Source organism: Candidatus Dactylopiibacterium carminicum, from assembly GCF_014736495.1.
GTDB classification, from domain to species: Bacteria; Pseudomonadota; Gammaproteobacteria; order Burkholderiales; family Rhodocyclaceae; genus Uliginosibacterium; species Uliginosibacterium carminicum.
Genome location: NZ_MDUX01000031.1, coordinates 1 through 15616, shown reverse-complemented (window position 1 = coordinate 15616; position 15616 = coordinate 1). Strand labels below are relative to the sequence as shown.

General features: G+C 63.6%; 16 protein-coding genes and 1 pseudogene. 13 read left to right on the top strand and 4 right to left on the bottom strand.

The genetic code is table 11. The annotated features are described in order from the left end of the window. The first annotated feature begins 266 nt into the window (after nt 1-266). The 11 genes and pseudogenes from BGI27_RS10360 (at nt 267) to nifS (ending at nt 9583) form a co-directional block, all read left to right on the top strand. Nucleotides 267-1442, top strand: coding sequence for an acetyl-CoA C-acetyltransferase (locus BGI27_RS10360; protein WP_095524795.1), 1176 nt, complete (start codon nt 267-269; stop codon nt 1440-1442). 60 nt (nt 1443-1502) lie between these two features. After that, nucleotides 1503-1838, top strand: a complete 336-nt coding sequence (locus BGI27_RS10355; RefSeq protein WP_095524794.1) for a TfoX/Sxy family protein — start codon at nt 1503-1505, stop codon at nt 1836-1838. A 138-nt stretch (nt 1839-1976) separates the two neighbouring features. Beyond that, the gene (gene nifE, locus BGI27_RS10350; RefSeq protein WP_095524793.1) at nt 1977-3428 is read left to right on the top strand and encodes a nitrogenase iron-molybdenum cofactor biosynthesis protein NifE; all 1452 of its coding nucleotides are present in this window, start codon (nt 1977-1979) and stop codon (nt 3426-3428) included. Further along, the gene (gene nifN, locus BGI27_RS10345) at nt 3421-4830 is read left to right on the top strand and encodes a nitrogenase iron-molybdenum cofactor biosynthesis protein NifN (RefSeq protein WP_095524792.1); all 1410 of its coding nucleotides are present in this window, start codon (nt 3421-3423) and stop codon (nt 4828-4830) included. Before nifE ends, nifN begins: the two co-directional genes overlap by 8 nt. Further along, nucleotides 4793-5272 carry a NifB/NifX family molybdenum-iron cluster-binding protein gene (locus BGI27_RS10340; protein WP_223871737.1) on the top strand — a complete coding sequence of 160 codons (480 nt, stop codon included), beginning with the start codon at nt 4793-4795 and terminating at the stop codon, nt 5270-5272. The genes nifN and BGI27_RS10340 overlap by 38 nt, the downstream gene beginning before the upstream one ends. Continuing rightward, entirely contained in the window at nt 5269-5691 is a 423-nt protein-coding gene (locus tag BGI27_RS10335) for a SoxR reducing system RseC family protein (RefSeq protein ID WP_095524791.1), read from the top strand. The genes BGI27_RS10340 and BGI27_RS10335 overlap by 4 nt, the downstream gene beginning before the upstream one ends. A gap of 5 nt (nt 5692-5696) precedes the next feature. Further along, the gene (locus BGI27_RS10330; RefSeq protein WP_095524790.1) at nt 5697-6149 is read left to right on the top strand and encodes a NifX-associated nitrogen fixation protein; all 453 of its coding nucleotides are present in this window, start codon (nt 5697-5699) and stop codon (nt 6147-6149) included. Between the two features lie 11 nt (nt 6150-6160). Further along, nucleotides 6161-6376, top strand: coding sequence for a CCE_0567 family metalloprotein (locus BGI27_RS10325; RefSeq protein WP_095524789.1), 216 nt, complete (start codon nt 6161-6163; stop codon nt 6374-6376). Between the two features lie 83 nt (nt 6377-6459). Beyond that, entirely contained in the window at nt 6460-6759 is a 300-nt protein-coding gene (fdxB, locus tag BGI27_RS10320; protein ID WP_095524788.1) for a ferredoxin III, nif-specific, read from the top strand. A gap of 630 nt (nt 6760-7389) precedes the next feature. Beyond that, nucleotides 7390-8322 (top strand): annotated as a pseudogene (gene nifU, locus BGI27_RS10315) (Fe-S cluster assembly protein NifU). A 52-nt stretch (nt 8323-8374) separates the two neighbouring features. Then, entirely contained in the window at nt 8375-9583 is a 1209-nt protein-coding gene (gene nifS, locus BGI27_RS10310; protein ID WP_095524787.1) for a cysteine desulfurase NifS, read from the top strand. 15 nt (nt 9584-9598) lie between these two features. Here the strand turns inward: nifS and BGI27_RS10305 are convergent, their stop codons facing one another. Genes BGI27_RS10305 through BGI27_RS10290 form a run of 4 tightly spaced genes read right to left on the bottom strand, consistent with a single transcriptional unit; the run spans nt 9599 to nt 13714 of the window. Then, the gene (locus BGI27_RS10305; RefSeq protein WP_170943008.1) at nt 9599-9823 is read right to left on the bottom strand and encodes a DNA gyrase inhibitor YacG; all 225 of its coding nucleotides are present in this window, start codon (nt 9821-9823) and stop codon (nt 9599-9601) included. Next, entirely contained in the window at nt 9820-11601 is a 1782-nt protein-coding gene (locus BGI27_RS10300) for a sensor domain-containing diguanylate cyclase (RefSeq protein ID WP_095524785.1), read from the bottom strand. Before BGI27_RS10300 ends, BGI27_RS10305 begins: the two co-directional genes overlap by 4 nt. A 12-nt stretch (nt 11602-11613) precedes the next feature. Beyond that, a complete protein-coding gene (gene argA / locus BGI27_RS10295; RefSeq protein ID WP_095524812.1) occupies nt 11614-12933 on the bottom strand; it encodes an amino-acid N-acetyltransferase in 1320 nt (439 codons plus the stop codon). 58 nt (nt 12934-12991) lie between these two features. Next, nucleotides 12992-13714, bottom strand: coding sequence for a 16S rRNA (uracil(1498)-N(3))-methyltransferase (locus BGI27_RS10290; protein WP_095524784.1), 723 nt, complete (start codon nt 13712-13714; stop codon nt 12992-12994). Between the two features lie 94 nt (nt 13715-13808). Here BGI27_RS10290 and BGI27_RS10285 point away from each other — a divergent pair, with 94 nt between their 5' ends. Further along, nucleotides 13809-14627: an inositol monophosphatase family protein gene (locus BGI27_RS10285; RefSeq protein WP_095524811.1), complete on the top strand. Its 819-nt coding sequence runs from the start codon at nt 13809-13811 to the stop codon at nt 14625-14627. Beyond that, nucleotides 14624-15505 carry a phosphoribulokinase gene (locus tag BGI27_RS10280; protein ID WP_095524783.1) on the top strand — a complete coding sequence of 294 codons (882 nt, stop codon included), beginning with the start codon at nt 14624-14626 and terminating at the stop codon, nt 15503-15505. The genes BGI27_RS10285 and BGI27_RS10280 overlap by 4 nt, the downstream gene beginning before the upstream one ends. The last annotated feature ends 111 nt before the right edge of the window (nt 15506-15616 follow it).

The window sequence follows — 15616 nt, the reverse complement described above, 5'->3', positions numbered from 1 at the left end:
GCCCTTTGTTTATTGGCCTTCCGGACGCGTGCTCGAAGGGGTATGTTGCCTTGAATGTGCAGGGCCCCTGCCGGAAGATCTGTGTCGATCCGCCGTCCGTTCAGGAACGCCTTGGCTGTTCCAGCGGTCGGTTCATTCATCCCTTGGGAGTTTGTTCATGATCTTGCTGCGAAGTCGTGATCGGGGCTCATGCGCTGCTCTTTGCTTCGCCGACGTCCACTCGCTACAAAGCCTGAACAGCTTCCGACAACCCTGAGGAGCAGAAAATGACAAATGTCGTGATCGTCGCAGCCGCCCGTACCGCCGTCGGAAAGTTCGGGGGCTCCCTGGCCCGGGTTGCTCCCGCCGAACTAGGGGCCACGGTGATCCGTGGGCTGCTTGCAAGATCAGGGGTGAAGCCGGAGCTGATCGAAGAGGTGATCCTGGGGCAGGTGCTGACCGCCGGACAGGGGCAGAACCCGGCGCGTCAGGCCGTGATCCGTGCCGGACTGCCTGAAACCGTACCCGGACTGTCGATCAACAAGGTCTGCGGTTCCGGGCTGAAGGCCGTGATCCTTGCCGCCCAGGCGATTCGCAGTGGTGACGCGGAAGTGCTGATCGCCGGTGGGCAGGAAAACATGTCGGCCAGTCCGCATGTGCTCAACGGTTCGCGCGATGGTTTCCGCATGGGAGACGCCAAGCTTGTCGACACCATGGTCCATGACGGACTGTGGGATGTGTTCAACAACTACCACATGGGTATCACTGCGGAAAATCTGGCGAAGAAGTACGGCATCACGCGCGAGGCCCAGGATGTCTTTTCCGTGGCTTCGCAGAACAAGGCGGAGGCGGCACAGGCCGCAGGGCGCTTCAAGGACGAGATCGTGCCGGTAGTGATTCCGTCGAAGAAAGGCGATACCGTTTTCGAGACGGACGAATTCATCCGTACAGGCTGCACTCTGGATCAACTGGCCGCGTTACGCCCGGCCTTCGACAAGGCCGGCACAGTGACGGCCGGCAATGCTTCAGGCATCAACGATGGTGCGGCGGCGGTGCTGGTGACTTCCGAAGACAAGGCACATGCGCTCGGCCTGCCCATCCTTGCCAGGATCAGATCCTATGCGGCGGCGGCTGTCGACCCGGCGATCATGGGAATCGGTCCGGCGCCGGCTTCACGCCTGGCGCTGAAGAAAGCCGGCTGGACGCACGATCAACTGGATCTCATCGAAGGCAACGAGGCGTTTGCCGCCCAGGCGCTGGCGGTCAACCAGGAGATCGGCTGGGATGCAGGCAAGGTGAACGTCAACGGCGGTGCGATTGCCATCGGCCATCCCATCGGCGCTTCGGGTTGCCGCATCCTTGTCACCCTGCTGTACGAAATGCAGCGGCGCGATGCCAAGAAGGGACTGGCTACGCTGTGCATCGGAGGGGGCATGGGCGTGGCGCTGGCTGTCGAGCGCTGACACAATGGTCGGGGCTGCGTGAGTGGCCCTGATTACAGTCAGGAGTCCAGGAAGAAAACCATGGCCAGCGACCAGGGATTTGCTGATTACGTGCTGGAGCAGGCTGAGGGCGCTGGCGGTCTGCGTGTACGCAGGATGTTTGGTGAATACGTGCTGTATTGCGACGACAAGGTGGTTGCCCTGATCTGCGACAACCGGGTTTTCGTCAAGCCGACAGTGGCTGGTCGCGCCTGGGCTGGAGACGTGCCGGAAGCCCCCGCCTATCCGGGGGCCCGTCCATCTCTCGCGATCGATGCACGCCTTGACGACAGGGCGTGGTTCGCCGAGCTGCTGCGTATCACGGCGGCAGAGCTGCCCGAGCCGGCGCCCCGGCGCAAGCGTGCTGGCCGGGGTTGAGCGTCAGCTCTGCATGGATGCCGACATTTTGTCGGCTTCGTCACAGTCCGGAATCTTCAGGGAAGCCTTGTAAATCAGACGGATATGGGCAGGCATGAGGCTTGCAGGTTGATGTGCGTCCACCATCGGGATGCCGCCATGAAAGCCTCCGAGATTGCCGCGCTGAAAGACGAGCCCGCCTGCGACCACAACAAGGTTGCCGAAAAAGCTGGCTGCGCACGCCCAGAGCCCGGTGCCACGGCAGGCGGCTGTCCTTTCGATGGTGCGCAGATCACGCTGCTACCAATCGCGGACGTCGCCCATATCGTGCATGGTCCCATCGGCTGTTCCGGCAACTCCTGGGACAACCGTGGTACGCGCTCCTCCGGCCCGAAGCTCTATCGGGTGGGCATGACCACCGACCTCACCGAGCAGGACGTGATCATGGGGCGCGGCGAAAAACGCCTGTTTCATGCCATCAAACAGGCGGCCGACGAATACGCTCCGGCAGCGGTCTTCGTCTATGCCACCTGTGTGACTGCCGTGATCGGCGACGATCTCGAAGCCGTATGCAAGGCTGCCGCGGCGCGCTGGGGCGTGCCGGTGGTGCCGGTGGATTGCGCCGGTTTCTATGGCAACAAGAACATCGGCAACCGTATTGCTGGCGAGACCCTGGTGCGCCACGTGATCGGCACACGTGAGCCCGGGCCGACACCCACGCTGCCAGACATCCAGGTGCACGACATCAGCCTGATCGGCGAATACAACATCGCGGGTGAGTTCTGGAAGGTGGCGCCGCTGTTTGACGAGCTGGGCCTGCGCATCATCGGCAGCATCTCGGGCGACGCGCGCTTTGCCGAGGTACAGACCATGCACCGCGCCGAGGCCAGCATGGTCGTCTGTGCCCGCGCACTGGTGAACGTGGCCCGGCGTGTCGAAGAGCGTTGGGGGGTTCCCTGGTTCGAAGGCAGCTTCTATGGTGTGGCCGATACCTCCCAGGCGCTACGTGATTTCGCACGTCTGATCGGCGACCCGGATCTATCCGCGCGTACCGAAGCGTTGATCGCCCGCGAGGAGGCACTGGCCGAGGCCGCGCTGGCGCCCTGGCGCGAGCGCCTGCGAGGCAAGCGTGCGCTGCTCTATACAGGTGGCGTGAAATCCTGGTCCATCATCTCCGCACTGCAGGATCTGGGCATGACGGTGGTGGCTTCGGGTACGCGCAAATCTTCCGAGGAAGACAAGGCACGCATCCGCGAACTGATGGGCGAGGATGCCCTGATGCTCGACGAAGGTGGCCCGAAGACTTTGCTGGGGACCTACCACCAGCATGGTGCGGACATCCTGATTGCAGGCGGACGCAATCTCTACACGGCGCTGAAGGCCCGCGTACCTTTCCTGGATATCAACCAGGAACGCGAGTTCGGTTACGCCGGCTACGCTGGCATGGTGGATCTGGCCCACCAGCTGGCGCTCTCCATCGAGAGCCCGGTCTGGGAGGCCGTACGCCGCCCGGCACCCTGGGCACACAGCAAGTGTGCGGGCACGCCGCTTGAGTTGCCGGTCCTGGCGGACGTCAAGACGCTCGAAGACGAGGGGGCCGTCCATGGCTGAAATCATTCGCCGCAGCAAGCCGCTCTCCGTGAGCCCGCTGAAGGCTAGCTCCACGCTGGGGGCGTCACTGGCTTTCCTGGGCCTATACCGTGCCATGCCCATGTTGCATGGCGCGATGGGCTGTACGGCCTTCGGCAAGATATTCCTGACGCGCCACTTCCGCGAGCCGATTCCGATCCAGAGTACTGGTATGGACCACGTGGCTACCGTCATGGGCGCCGACGAGAATGTCATCGAGGGTCTACGTACCCTGTGCGAAAAACACAAGCCGGAAGTCATCGGCCTGCCCACCACCGGTCTGCCCGAAACCCAGGGCACCGATATCCAGCGCCTGGTACGCGAATTCCGTGCGGCCTGGCCGCAGTACGACCACATCAGCATCATTCCGGTGAATACGCCGGACTACACCGGCAGTCTTGAATCCGGCTTCGCTCTGGCCGTGGAAGCCATCATCGAGACGCTGGTGCCGGTGAGCAGCCAGGCGGGGCGCCGTCGCCATCAGGTGAATGTGCTGGCCAATGCTTCGCTCACGCCCGGCGATATCGAGGCCATCCGCGAATGGTGCGAGGCTTTCGGCCTGCGGGCCGTGGTCTTGCCGGATATCGGCGACTCGCTTGATGGACATCTCATCGAAGCCGAATACGCTACGCTGACGGCTGGCGGCACGCCGCGCGACGAGATCGTCAGCATGGGCGAGTCGGTGGCGACGCTGGTGATCGGCGAATCCCTGCGGCGCGCGGCGGATGCGTTGCGGCAGCGCACCGGCGTGCCGGACCATCACTTTCCCCACCTGATGGGGCTGGACGCCTGCGACCGGTTCACCGAAACACTGGCCGCCATCACCGGGCTGACGGTGCCGGCCCGCATCGAGCGTCAGCGCGCCCAGTTGCAGGACGCCATGGTCGACAGCCATTTCATGACCGGCTTCCTGCGTGTGGCGCTGGCTGGCGAAGCCGATCTGCTCACGGGGCTTTCCGCGCTGCTCACCCAGAGTGGCGCGCAACTGGTTGCCGCCGTGGCGCCGGTGAGTGCCCCCTCCCTGCGTACATTGCCCTGCGCAGAAGTACTGCTGGGCGACCTGCAGGATCTGGAGCGCGTGGCACGTGCCAACGGCGCCCGGTTCCTGATCAGCAACGCACACGCGGATGCCAGTGCCGAGCGGCTTGGCCTGCCTTTGCTGCGTGCGGGCTTTCCGCAGTACGACCGCCTGGGAGCCGCTGCCCGCGTCTGGGTCGGTTATCGCGGCAGCCGCGCCACCTTGTTCGATATCGCCAATCTCGTCCTGGAGCACCACCATGACATCCCGGCCTACCGTTCCCGTTTCTGGTCCGGCGGACCTCGCGAGCACGAAATGTCCCTCTCCCGTGCTGCGCAAGGTGACGCTGGCATGGTCCGCCACTGAGAGTGACACCGAAACGCCCGATGCGATGCTGGTGGCCTTCGCCAGCGGTGATCGCACGCATGTCGATCAGCATTTCGGGGCTGCTGAAGGATTTGTGCTGTATGCCATCGACGCCAGCCGTGCACGGCTGGCCGGGGTGATGGAATTCCCGGCAGAAGCCATGGATGGCAATGAGAACAAGCTGGCCGACAAGATCGACGCCTTGCGTGGCTGCGCGGCGATGTATTGCCTTGCCGTCGGTGGCTCGGCCGTACGCCAGTTGACGGCCGCCGGCATCCAGCCGGTGCGTGTGGAGTCCCGCCAGCCCATCGAAGTGCTGCTGGCCGCCCTGCGCGACGCCGTACGCGAGGGCGGTGTGCCCTGGGTGGACCGCATCCTGCGGCGTAGCCAGACCGACGACGGCCGCTTCGACCGCATGGAAGAGGAAGGGTGGCAGGAATGATCGAGCGCAATGCCCGCATCGTGAGCGTCACGCCTCAGGCCATGCAGGCCACGCTGCTCGCCCCCGCAGGCTGTGCTGCTTGCGGTGCCCGCAAGGTCTGCAACGGCAAACAGGAAAGCCTGCAGGTGGAGTTGCCCGTGCTGCCCGGCATAGGTCCCGGAGACGAGGTGCTGCTGGGGTTGGAAACCCGCGAGCTGTTGCGTGCTGCCGTGCTGGCCTACCTGCTACCAGCGACGACGCTGGTCCTCGGAGCCTTCGTGGGCGATGCGCTGGCAGCCAACCCTGGTGCCATTGCAGGTGCGATGGCGGGCTTTGGCCTTGGCGTGCTGTTGACCCGTCTCCTCGCTTCGCGCCCCCTGCAGCCCCACGTGCGCTGCTTACAACCCGACGAAATCGCTTTTTCTGCACCGGAGTCCTGACTGACATGACAAGCCCCGATCCCCTGTTGGAAACCGATTTCATGCGCGAGATGCTGCGGCAGGTGCGCGCGATGGACAGCTACGGCATTCTCGATGGCAAGAACGCCGATGAATTGCTGTCGCCCTTCGTGCTGACGCGCGAAGACCGGGCCAACATTCCGCTCATCGGTGACCCGGACGCCGAGATCATCGCCCGCGTGAGCGCCTTCTACAACGCGATCGCCGTGCTCATCGAAAAGGAGTGCGGGCAGATGGCTGTGCCCCTGGTGCATCTCTCGCATGAAGGCTTCGGGCGTGTGCTCGTCACCGTCGGCAAGCTGGTGGTGCTGGATCGTCCGTTGCGCGATGTACATCGCTTCGGTTTCGAGAGTTTCTCGAAAATGAAGACCGAGGCCGACAAACAGCTGGCGCTGGCCACCGAACTGGTGGGGCGCTATCCCGAGGTCGCACGCCTGTAGGGAGCCCCGCCATGGATGACGCAGAACGCCAGACCCTGGATAAGGAAGTGCGGCGCCTCAAGCGCATCGCAGCCGAGGCTGCAGGGCAGCTCCACGATCTCGTGGAAGACCGCCTGCCAGCCGCCTACGCCGAACTTCCCGCTGTTGCCGAGCATACCTACGCGGTCTGCAAAGCCTGGGCGGAAGCCGAGGCGCGGCTGCGGAACGCCCCCTGCGGTAAGGCCTGAGCGCCGCCAGAACCCGAATCTCGAACCTCGAATCCCTTTCCCGCACTCAATCAACCCACACACCTTCCACTGGAGAACCTGAAATGGATGTGATCACCGGCATCACCCGCGGCGGCACCGCTTGGACCCCGTCCTTCGTCACCAACCTCAATGCCAAGACCTGCATCGGCTGCGGCCGTTGCTACAAGGTCTGCACGCGCGACGTGCTCGAACTCATCGATCGCAGCGAGGATGACATCGATGAAGACGACGAAGACGACAGCGAGAGCATCGCTTCCGTGATGTCGCTGTCCAATCCGATGGATTGCACCGGCTGCGGCGCCTGTTCGCGCGTCTGCCCGAAGAGCTGCTTCAAGCACAGCCCGATGGCCGTGGGCGCCTGAACGCAAACGGGGCGGGCGCCAGACGCTCACCCTCGTCCCGCCCGCACCCCCCGGCGGGCGGTGATTTGCATGTCTGCCATTGAGCCCCCGGTTCCTCGTTTGATCCTGTTTCACCTGCAGGGGACCAGCGCACGCCTGCGTTTTCTTCATCTGCCGCAGGGTGTGCTGTGTTTCGAGCCCGTGCCACGGCCTGTACGTTTACGTGAAAACGCCCATGTTCCGCATGCGGTGCGCCCCATGCCGGCAGCTTGGTGCCGGAATGCCTGTTCCCGCCTGGGGCTCGCCAATACTGCCATCGAGGCCTGGCCGGATTTCTTCGAGGAATTGCTGCACGCGGAGGGTGCCTATCCCGCTGCTGGGGCGCTTCACCGCGATAGATCCCCCCTTTGCGCTGGCACAAAGCCTACAAGGCGGATTCCGCTGTCTCACGGAGCTGTGTGATCTCTGCGGTCTGGAGCGCGAGCTGCTGCACCGGGCGTATGAATCCGTGATGGGTTGAAGTTCGAACGTGTTCGCGTCTGTTGCAAACCCGACAGCAGAACCCGACAAAAACCCCGTAGACCGGCGCAAAAACCCCGTGGCACGCGTGTTGCAACATTGCTTGCAGGCATTACCAACGGAGCCATAGCCATGTGGGACTACAGCGAAAAAGTAAAGGAACATTTCTTCAACCCGCGCAACGCCGGCCCGCTCGACGAAGCCAACGCCATCGGTGACGTCGGCTCCATCTAGTGTGGTGACGCGCTGCGCCTGATGCTCAAGGTCGACGCGGAAACCGACACGATCCAGGATGCACGCTTCCAGACCTTCGGATGCGGCTCGGCGATCGCTTCCAGCTCGGCGCTGACCGAACTGGTCAAGGGCAAGACCCTGGATGAAGCACTGGTGATCAGCAATCAGGACATTGCAGCCTTCCTCGGTGGCTTACCACCCGAAAAGATGCATTGCTCGGTGATGGGGCGGGAGGCCCTGCAGGCCGCGATCGCCAATTACCGGGGCGAGAGCTGGCGTGATGATCACGAGGAGGGCGAGCTGATCTGCAAGTGCTACGCCATCGATTCCGCACTGATCGAGGAAGTGGTACGTGCCAACAACCTCACCACGGTCGAGGAAGTCACCAACTACACCAAGGCCGGTGGTGCCTGCGCCTCCTGCCACGAGAAGATCGAGGAAGAACTCACGCGCATACTCGCCTCACAGGGCAAGACTTTCACCGCTGCGGGCGCCAGTGCACCTGCGGTAACCGTGGCGCCCGTCGTGACCAGCGTGGCCGCAGAGTCCCCCGTGCCGGTCCCGGAGGGCAAGCCCAAACTCACCAACCTGCAGCGCATGCGCAAGATCGAGGAAGTGGTCGAAGCCATCCGCCCCGCGCTGCAACGGGATCATGGCGACATCGAGATCGTCGACATCATCGGTAAGAATATCTACGTGAATCTCAAGGGCGCGTGCATGGGCTGCGCGCTCGAAGCGGCCACGCTTGGCGGCATCCAGCAGAAGCTGTTTGAGGCACTGGGCGAGTATGTGCGCCTGCTGCCGGCCAGCCAGCTCGAGATGGCGCGCTGAGAAAAACAACATCACGACTCCCTCCCCCTGCTTCACACATGGAGAACCCGCCATGAAACCGGTCTATTTCGACAATAACGCCACCACCGCCTGCGATCCGGCCGTGGTTGAGGCGATGCTTCCCTTCTTCACCGAGCAGTTCGGCAACGCGTCCTCCATCCACAGCTTCGGCAATCAGGTCGGTCAAGCCATCAAGCAGGCGCGTGAGCAGATCCAGGCCTTGCTGGGCGCGGCGCAGGATTCCGAGATCATCTTCACTTCGGGCGGCACCGAGTCCGACAACACCGCCATCCTCTCCGCACTCAAGGCCCAACCAGAGCGCAGCCAGATCATCACCACGGTGGTCGAGCATCCGGCCGTGCTGGCATTGTGTGACCGCCTGGAGAAGGAAGGTTACGTGGTGCACAAGCTGCGTGTGGACAAGCGTGGCCGGCTGGATATCGACGAATACCGCAGCCTGCTCAACGATCGCGTGGCCATCGTGTCGGTCATGTGGGCCAACAACGAAACCGGTACGATCTTTCCGGTCGAGGAAATGGCTGAATACGCCAATGCCATGGGCATTCAGTTCCACACCGATGCGGTACAGGCCGTGGGCAAGATTCCGCTAGATCTGAAGCGCAGCAAGATCGATATGCTTTCGCTTTCGGGCCACAAGCTGCATGCGCCCAAGGGTATCGGTGTGCTCTATCTGCGCCGTGGCACGGGTTTCCGCCCGCTGCTGCGCGGCGGCCAGCAGGAGCGCGGACGTCGTCCCGGCACTGAGAATTCACCGGCCATCATTGGTCTGGGCAGGGCGGCAGAGCTGGCGATGCGTAATATCGGCACCGAAAACAGCGACGTGCGTTTCCTGCGCGACAAGCTTGAGCGTGGCATCCTGGCGCAGGTGCAGCACGCCTTTCCGACCGGTGATTTGGGCAATCGTCTGCCGAATACCAGCAATATCGCGTTCGAGTATGTCGAGGGTGAAGGCATCCTGCTGCTGCTCAACAAGCTGGGTATCGCCGCGTCTTCCGGTTCGGCCTGTACGTCCGGCTCGCTGGAGCCGTCACACGTGATGCGTGCCATGGGCATCCCTTACACGGCGGCACACGGCAGCATCCGCTTTTCGCTGTCACGCTACAACACACAGGAGGAGGTCGAGCGTGTGATTGCCGCGGTGCCTCCCATCATTGCCCAACTGCGCCAGATTTCACCTTATTGGGGCGAGGCGGGGCCGGTGAAGGATGCGGCGCAGATGTTCGCGCCGGTATACGCCTGAGCTGCCGGGCGGAGATCAGGCCCCGCGTCCGCCGGGGCTATCCCCGGGATTGCCCGTTTCGTCGGAAAGTGGCTCGTCCTGACCTTCGATGCGATAGTCACCGGCAGCCCAGGCACCGATGTCGATGAGCTTGCAGCGTTCGGAGCAGAACGGGCGCCAGCGGTTCTCCGGCGAATAAAGTGCGGGCTGGCCGCATTGCGGGCAGCGGACGGTACGGGGTTTGGCTGTGGTGTTGCTCACTGCAGGGTCTCGTCGGAGGATGACAGAAAACCCGGAAGCGTCGGGCTTCCGGGCGGGAGGCGGGTAGCCTGGCGCCAGCAGGCGCGGCCTTCGTGTTTGGCGCGGTGGAGCGCCTGGTCTGCCGCATGGGTGAGGCTGTAGGCGTCCGTGCCATGCTCGGGGCTTCGCGCCAGGCCCAGACTCAGGCTGAGCAGGCCGGGGCTGGCGTAGAAATCGAATCCCAGCGCAGCGGTTCGCTCCTGCAGTCGTCCGGCCAGTTGCTGCATGCCGGTTTCGTCCGGGCCAGGTAGCAGCAGGGCGAATTCGTCACTCCCCAGGCGATAGAGAAATTCGTCACGGCGTACCACGCTGCCGATTGCCCGCGCAGCGGCTTGCAACACTTCGTCTCCGGCCTGGCGGCCGTAACGTTCGTTGATCTCCTTGAAGCCATCCAGATCGAACAGCATCAGGCCGACGCCCTCGTCATGCCGTCCGGCACTGGCCAGCAGACGATCCAGATCTTCATGGAAACGGCGGCGGTTGTAGAGCCCGGTGAGCGGATCCCGTTCGGCCAGCCGGGTCAGATGCTGCTGGGTGCGCAGGGCTTCGGTGATGTTCTCGTAGATCCAGATGCGGCCGATGGCCTGGCCGGCATCGGCGGAGAGCACCACGCTACTGCGCTCGCGTACCACACGGCCATCCTTCAGATGGATGATGTACTCGGCCTGCTCGCGCTGCTCGGTGATGACTTCGTTGACGTGTCTCAGATAGGTTTCATTGTCGATGCGCAGCGCATCGGTGCGCGAAAGCAGCGTTTCATCGCGCATGCCGACCACCGCGTCGCGCTCGCCGAGTTGCCACAGCTCCACGCAGGGCTGGTTGATATAGACCACGCGACGATCCCGGTCGACGAACAGGATGCCGAGATCCAGCAAGTCCAGTAGTGCGGCCAGCCGTATGCGTTCATCATTGCTGCGTGACAGGTAGTGTTCCTTGAGCGCCTGGGCGCGGCGCAGTGCGGCCACGGTTTCGAGCAGCTTGAACTCGGCATCCTTGCGTGGCTGGATATCCAGCGCCGAGAAACGCAGGCCGACGACCTGTTTGCCGTCGTACAGCGGCGTCCAGCGGCAGGCGCACCAGAAATGGCCACCTCCCTTGCGCAGCAGGCGCAACTCGGTGTTGTCCGAACCTTCGCCCCGCAGGGCCTGTGCGATGCGATCACGCATCAGTGGCCGGTCTTTCGGGAACAGCCAGAGTTCGGCAGGATCGGAGATCGCGCGCCCTTCCGCGAAACCGAAACCAGTGAGCACTTCGGTGGCAGGGCTGCTCCACTGCAATCTGCTTTCGGTGTCCAGCACCCATTCGATCCCCGGTGTGTCTTCTGCCAGTTGGCGAAAGTGTGCGACCTCGGCCTGCAGTGCCGCGATGCGCGCATCCCGGGGAGCCAGCAAGGCGCGTATTCCGATCGCCAGGCCGTTGAATGCTTCCCAGCCGTTGTTGGTGAGCACGGGAGTTCCACCGGTGGCAACGGCATGTTCGATGGCTTCCCGCATGCGTCGCGCCAATGCCAGGGAAACATGGCGCGCTGCCAGGACGGCGAAGCCGACGGCTGCGGCGCAGAAGAAGCCGATGCAGAGCGCCGCGAGGACGAGGCCTGTGCCACTGGCCCCCCCGAACAGCAGTGTCAGGCCGGCCGCCGCCAGGCCGCATCCGATCGCATAGCGTCGCGTGGCCTGCAGCCATCGGTCATGCCGTAGCGTTTCGGGAGCATGACGAAGGAGGCGGCCGGTCTCGAACACGTGCGGTGTCTTTCAGAGCGTCTTCACATACACCTTGGATCGGCGCTGAAAGTTGTAGAGGTCGCGCTTGCGTGCAGGCAGGGTGTCGGGACTGGCTTCGTGGAAGCCGCGCTCGCGGAACCAGTGTTCGGTCCGCGTCGTGAGTACGAACAGCTCGCGTAGCCCTGCCTGGCGGGCACGGTCGCTGATGTGCTGCATCAGGCGTTCGCCCAGGCCGGCGCGCCGGAATTCGTTGGTGACGGCCAGACAGGCCATTTCGGCCATGCCTTCCTCGGGGAAAGGGTAGAGCGCGGCACAGCCCACCACCACACCGTCATGCTCGGCGAGCGTGAAACGATCGATTTCCATCTCGATGAGTTCGCGGCCTCGACGCACCAGGGTGCCGTCGGCCTCCAGTGGCGCGAGCAACTGGAGCAGGGTGGCCACGTCGTCGATGGTGGCCTGGCGCAGGCGGTGCAGTGGCTCACGGCTCACCATGGTGCCAACCCCCTGGCGAGTGAAGAATTCGAGCAGCAGGTTGCCATCCTTGTCGCGGTCGAGCAGGTGGGCGCGGGCCACGCCACGGCGCACGGCATTGATGGCACGTGGCAGGAACAGGTGCAGATCTTCGGTGAGACCGACACCGGCATTGAGCTTGCGTTCTGCCTCGGCTGCGGTGATGGCGCTGATGAGCCGGCCTTCGTTGTCGAGCAGCCCCGGGGCATCGCACAGGTAGATCAATTTTTCGGCACGCAGCGCTACGGCGACGGCTTCAGCCACTTCTTCCATGGCCAGGTTGAAGATTTCGCCAGAAGGGGAAACGCCGAGATTGGAGATCAGCACGACGTTCTGCTGATCGAGGTCGGCGGTGATCTCTTCCGCGATCACCCGGCGTACGGTGCCGGTGTAGTGATAATCGACGCCATCCACTACCCCCAGCGGGCGGGCCGTGACGAAGTTGCCGCCGGTGATGCGCATGAAGGCGCCGGCCATTGGTGTATTCGGCAGCCCCTGGGAGAGGGCGGCCTCAAGATCGATACGGGTGACGCCGACGGCGGCCTTGACGCATTCGAGCGCGGCTGCGTCAGTGATGCGCAAGCCGTTGTGGTAACGCGAAGCCTGATCGCGGCGAGCCAGCTCGCGCTCGATCTGCGGGCGGGCGCCGTGCACCAGCACAAGCCGTACGCCCAGAGCGGCGAGCAGGTTGCAGTCGTTGGCCAGATCCTGCATCAGCTCGCCTTGTGCCACTTCGCCACCGAAGGCGATCACGAAGGTCTTGCCGCGGAAGGTATGGAAATAGGGGGCTGCGGCGCGGACCCAATCGACGAAGCGCATGGCCTCATCGATTCCCATCGGAGTCTCGGCAGAAAGGTGTGCGCTGATGACGCGGTTTTCCTGGTTCATGGTGTTCTCAGTAGTCGCCCCAGAGGGCCATCATGGCGGCCAAAGCGGCCAGGCCGGCGGTTTCCGTACGCAGCACGCGTGGGCCGAGGCTGACGGGCCGGCAACCGGCGGCTCCGGCTTTTGCCAGCTCCACCTCGCTCCAGCCGCCTTCGGGGCCGATCAATAGTGCCACCGGCCCCTGAGGTGGCTGCATGCCCGACAGGGCGACGCCTTCGCCCGGTGCGAGGATCCAGCGTTCTCCGTTAAAGGGGGTCTGCAGCCAGCGTGAGAGACTCTGCGGATTCTCTACCCGGCAGAGGCGGTTGCGTCCGCATTGTTCTGCCGCGCCGACGGCGATCTGTTGCCAGTGTGCAACACGTTTGCCCACACGATCCCCGGCGAGCTTGAGCACGCAACGCTCCGCTTCTACCGGTTGCACGGCGACGGCGCCCAGTTCTACGGCTTTTTGCACGATCCAGTCCATCTTGTCGGCCACGGCCAGTGCCTGGACCAGTGTGATTGCAAGAGGCGCCTCACGCGTGTCGGGTACGGCTTCGGTCAGCCTGGCAGCCGGTGTGCCGTCGACTTCGGTCAGCTCGCCCAGGCATTCGTGCCCCTGACCATCGAACAGCGCGAGTGCTTCGCCAGGGCGCATGCGCAATACGCGAATGGCATGGTGCGCCACCTCGGCGGGAAGCGGCAGCGTCTGGCCGACGACGAGTGGAAGCGGGCAATGGAAGCGGGGGGGCATGGTGCTAAGATCAGACGCAGCGAAGTTGGGCCATTATATAGAGCACCAGCACGCTGCCACGCCTGTTTTCAGGCGCAATTCCACTGTCTGCCATATCGAATCCGCCATGTCCCAGCTTGCCCGCGCCCGTGCGCTTGAATCGGTGGTCCGCGATGTCGCGCGGGAGACCATCCTGCCCGGTTTCCTGCATGCCCGTCGGGCACACAAGGAGGACGGTTCTTCATTGACCGAAGCCGACCTGGCGACCCAGCAGGAATTGCTGGCGCTTGCGCGTCTGCCCGAGCTGTTGGTCGCCCCCGTGATCGGCGAGGAGATGAGTGCCGAGCAGCAGGCTGAATGCTGGGTGGATGGGCAGGAGGGGGTCTGGTGCATCGACCCCATCGACGGGACGACCAACTTCGCCAACGGCGTGCCGCTGTTCGCAGTGTCGGTCGCCTATCTGGTCGGCGGCGAGACCCAGTTCGGTGTGGTCTACAACCCGATCGTGGATGAGTCCTTCTACGCCGCGCGTGGGGAAGGCGCCTGGCTCAACGGCCAACGCCTGCCGTTGCGGGCCTGCGCCACCAGCCTGTGCCAGGCCGTGGCCGGAATCGATTTCAAGCGTTTGCCCGGCCGTCTGGCGGCAGCGCTGGTGCAGCGACCGCCGTATTACTCGCAGCGTAATTTTGGTTCGTCCGCGCTGGAGTGGTGTTTCGTGGCGGCGGGGCGGCTGGACGTGTATCTGCACGGTGGTCAGGCTTTGTGGGATTACGCGGCGGGGCGTCTGATCCTGGCCGAGGCTGGCGGAGTCAGCAGTCTCGTAGACGGATCGCCTCTGGTGGCGGACCCGCTGGCCAAGCGGGCGGTAGTGCTTGCCGGCCATGCAGCGTTGCATGACGAATGGCTAGGGTGGTTGCAGGGGCATGGCTCATGAGCGAGCGCCATCCCATCATCGCTGTAACGGGTTCTTCAGGCGCGGGAACCACCACGATCTCCCGTACATTCGGCCACATCTTCCGGCGCGAGGGGATCCGTGCCGCGCGTATCGAGGGAGACGCCTTCCATCGCTACTCTCGTGTCGAGATGCGTGAGCTGATTGCCCTGGCCGAGCAGGCCGGGCGGCGTAGCCCCAGCCATTTCGGCCCCGAAGCGAATCTGTTCGCCGATCTCGAATCCGTATTCGCTGAATACGGCACCAGTGGGCGCGGGCGGACCCGTCACTATTTGCATGAGGCTGGGGATGCCGTGCGCTTTGGACAAGAAGCTGGCAGCTTCTCGCCCTGGGAGGCACTGCCCGAGGATAGCGAACTGCTGTTCTATGAAGGTCTGCATGGTGGTGTGGTGAATGACGAGGTGGATATCGCCAGCCATGTCGATCTGCTGATCGGTGTGGTGCCCACCATCAATCTGGAGTGGATCCAGAAGGTGATGCGCGATACGCAGGAGCGCGGCTATTCCCTGGCTTCGGTACAGGACACCATCCTGCGACGCATGCATGATTACGTACATACCATCGTGCCCCAGTTCGCCCGTACGCATATCAATTTCCAGCGCGTTCCCATCGTAGATACCTCGAATCCGTTCATTGCGCGCGATGTGCCCTTGCCCAACGAAACCCTGGTCGTGATCAGTTTCCGTAGCCGTGAAGGGGTCGATTTCCCGGGCCTGCTGGCAATGCTGCACGGTTCCTGGATGACGCGACCGAATACCATCGTGGTGCCTGGTGGCGAGCTGGAGCTGGCCCTGCAGGTCGTGCTTCTCCCTCGCATCAAGGCGCTACTGGAGCGCCGGGAACGGGCTTTAAAGGCTTAACGTATTTTATTTGCGTATAGGTAAACCCTTATGTCTTGCGCTTCGTCAAGCGCACACTGAATCGCCCCGGGTTTCCTAGACAGCCCCGAGCTTCATGAAATACTGTTTTTC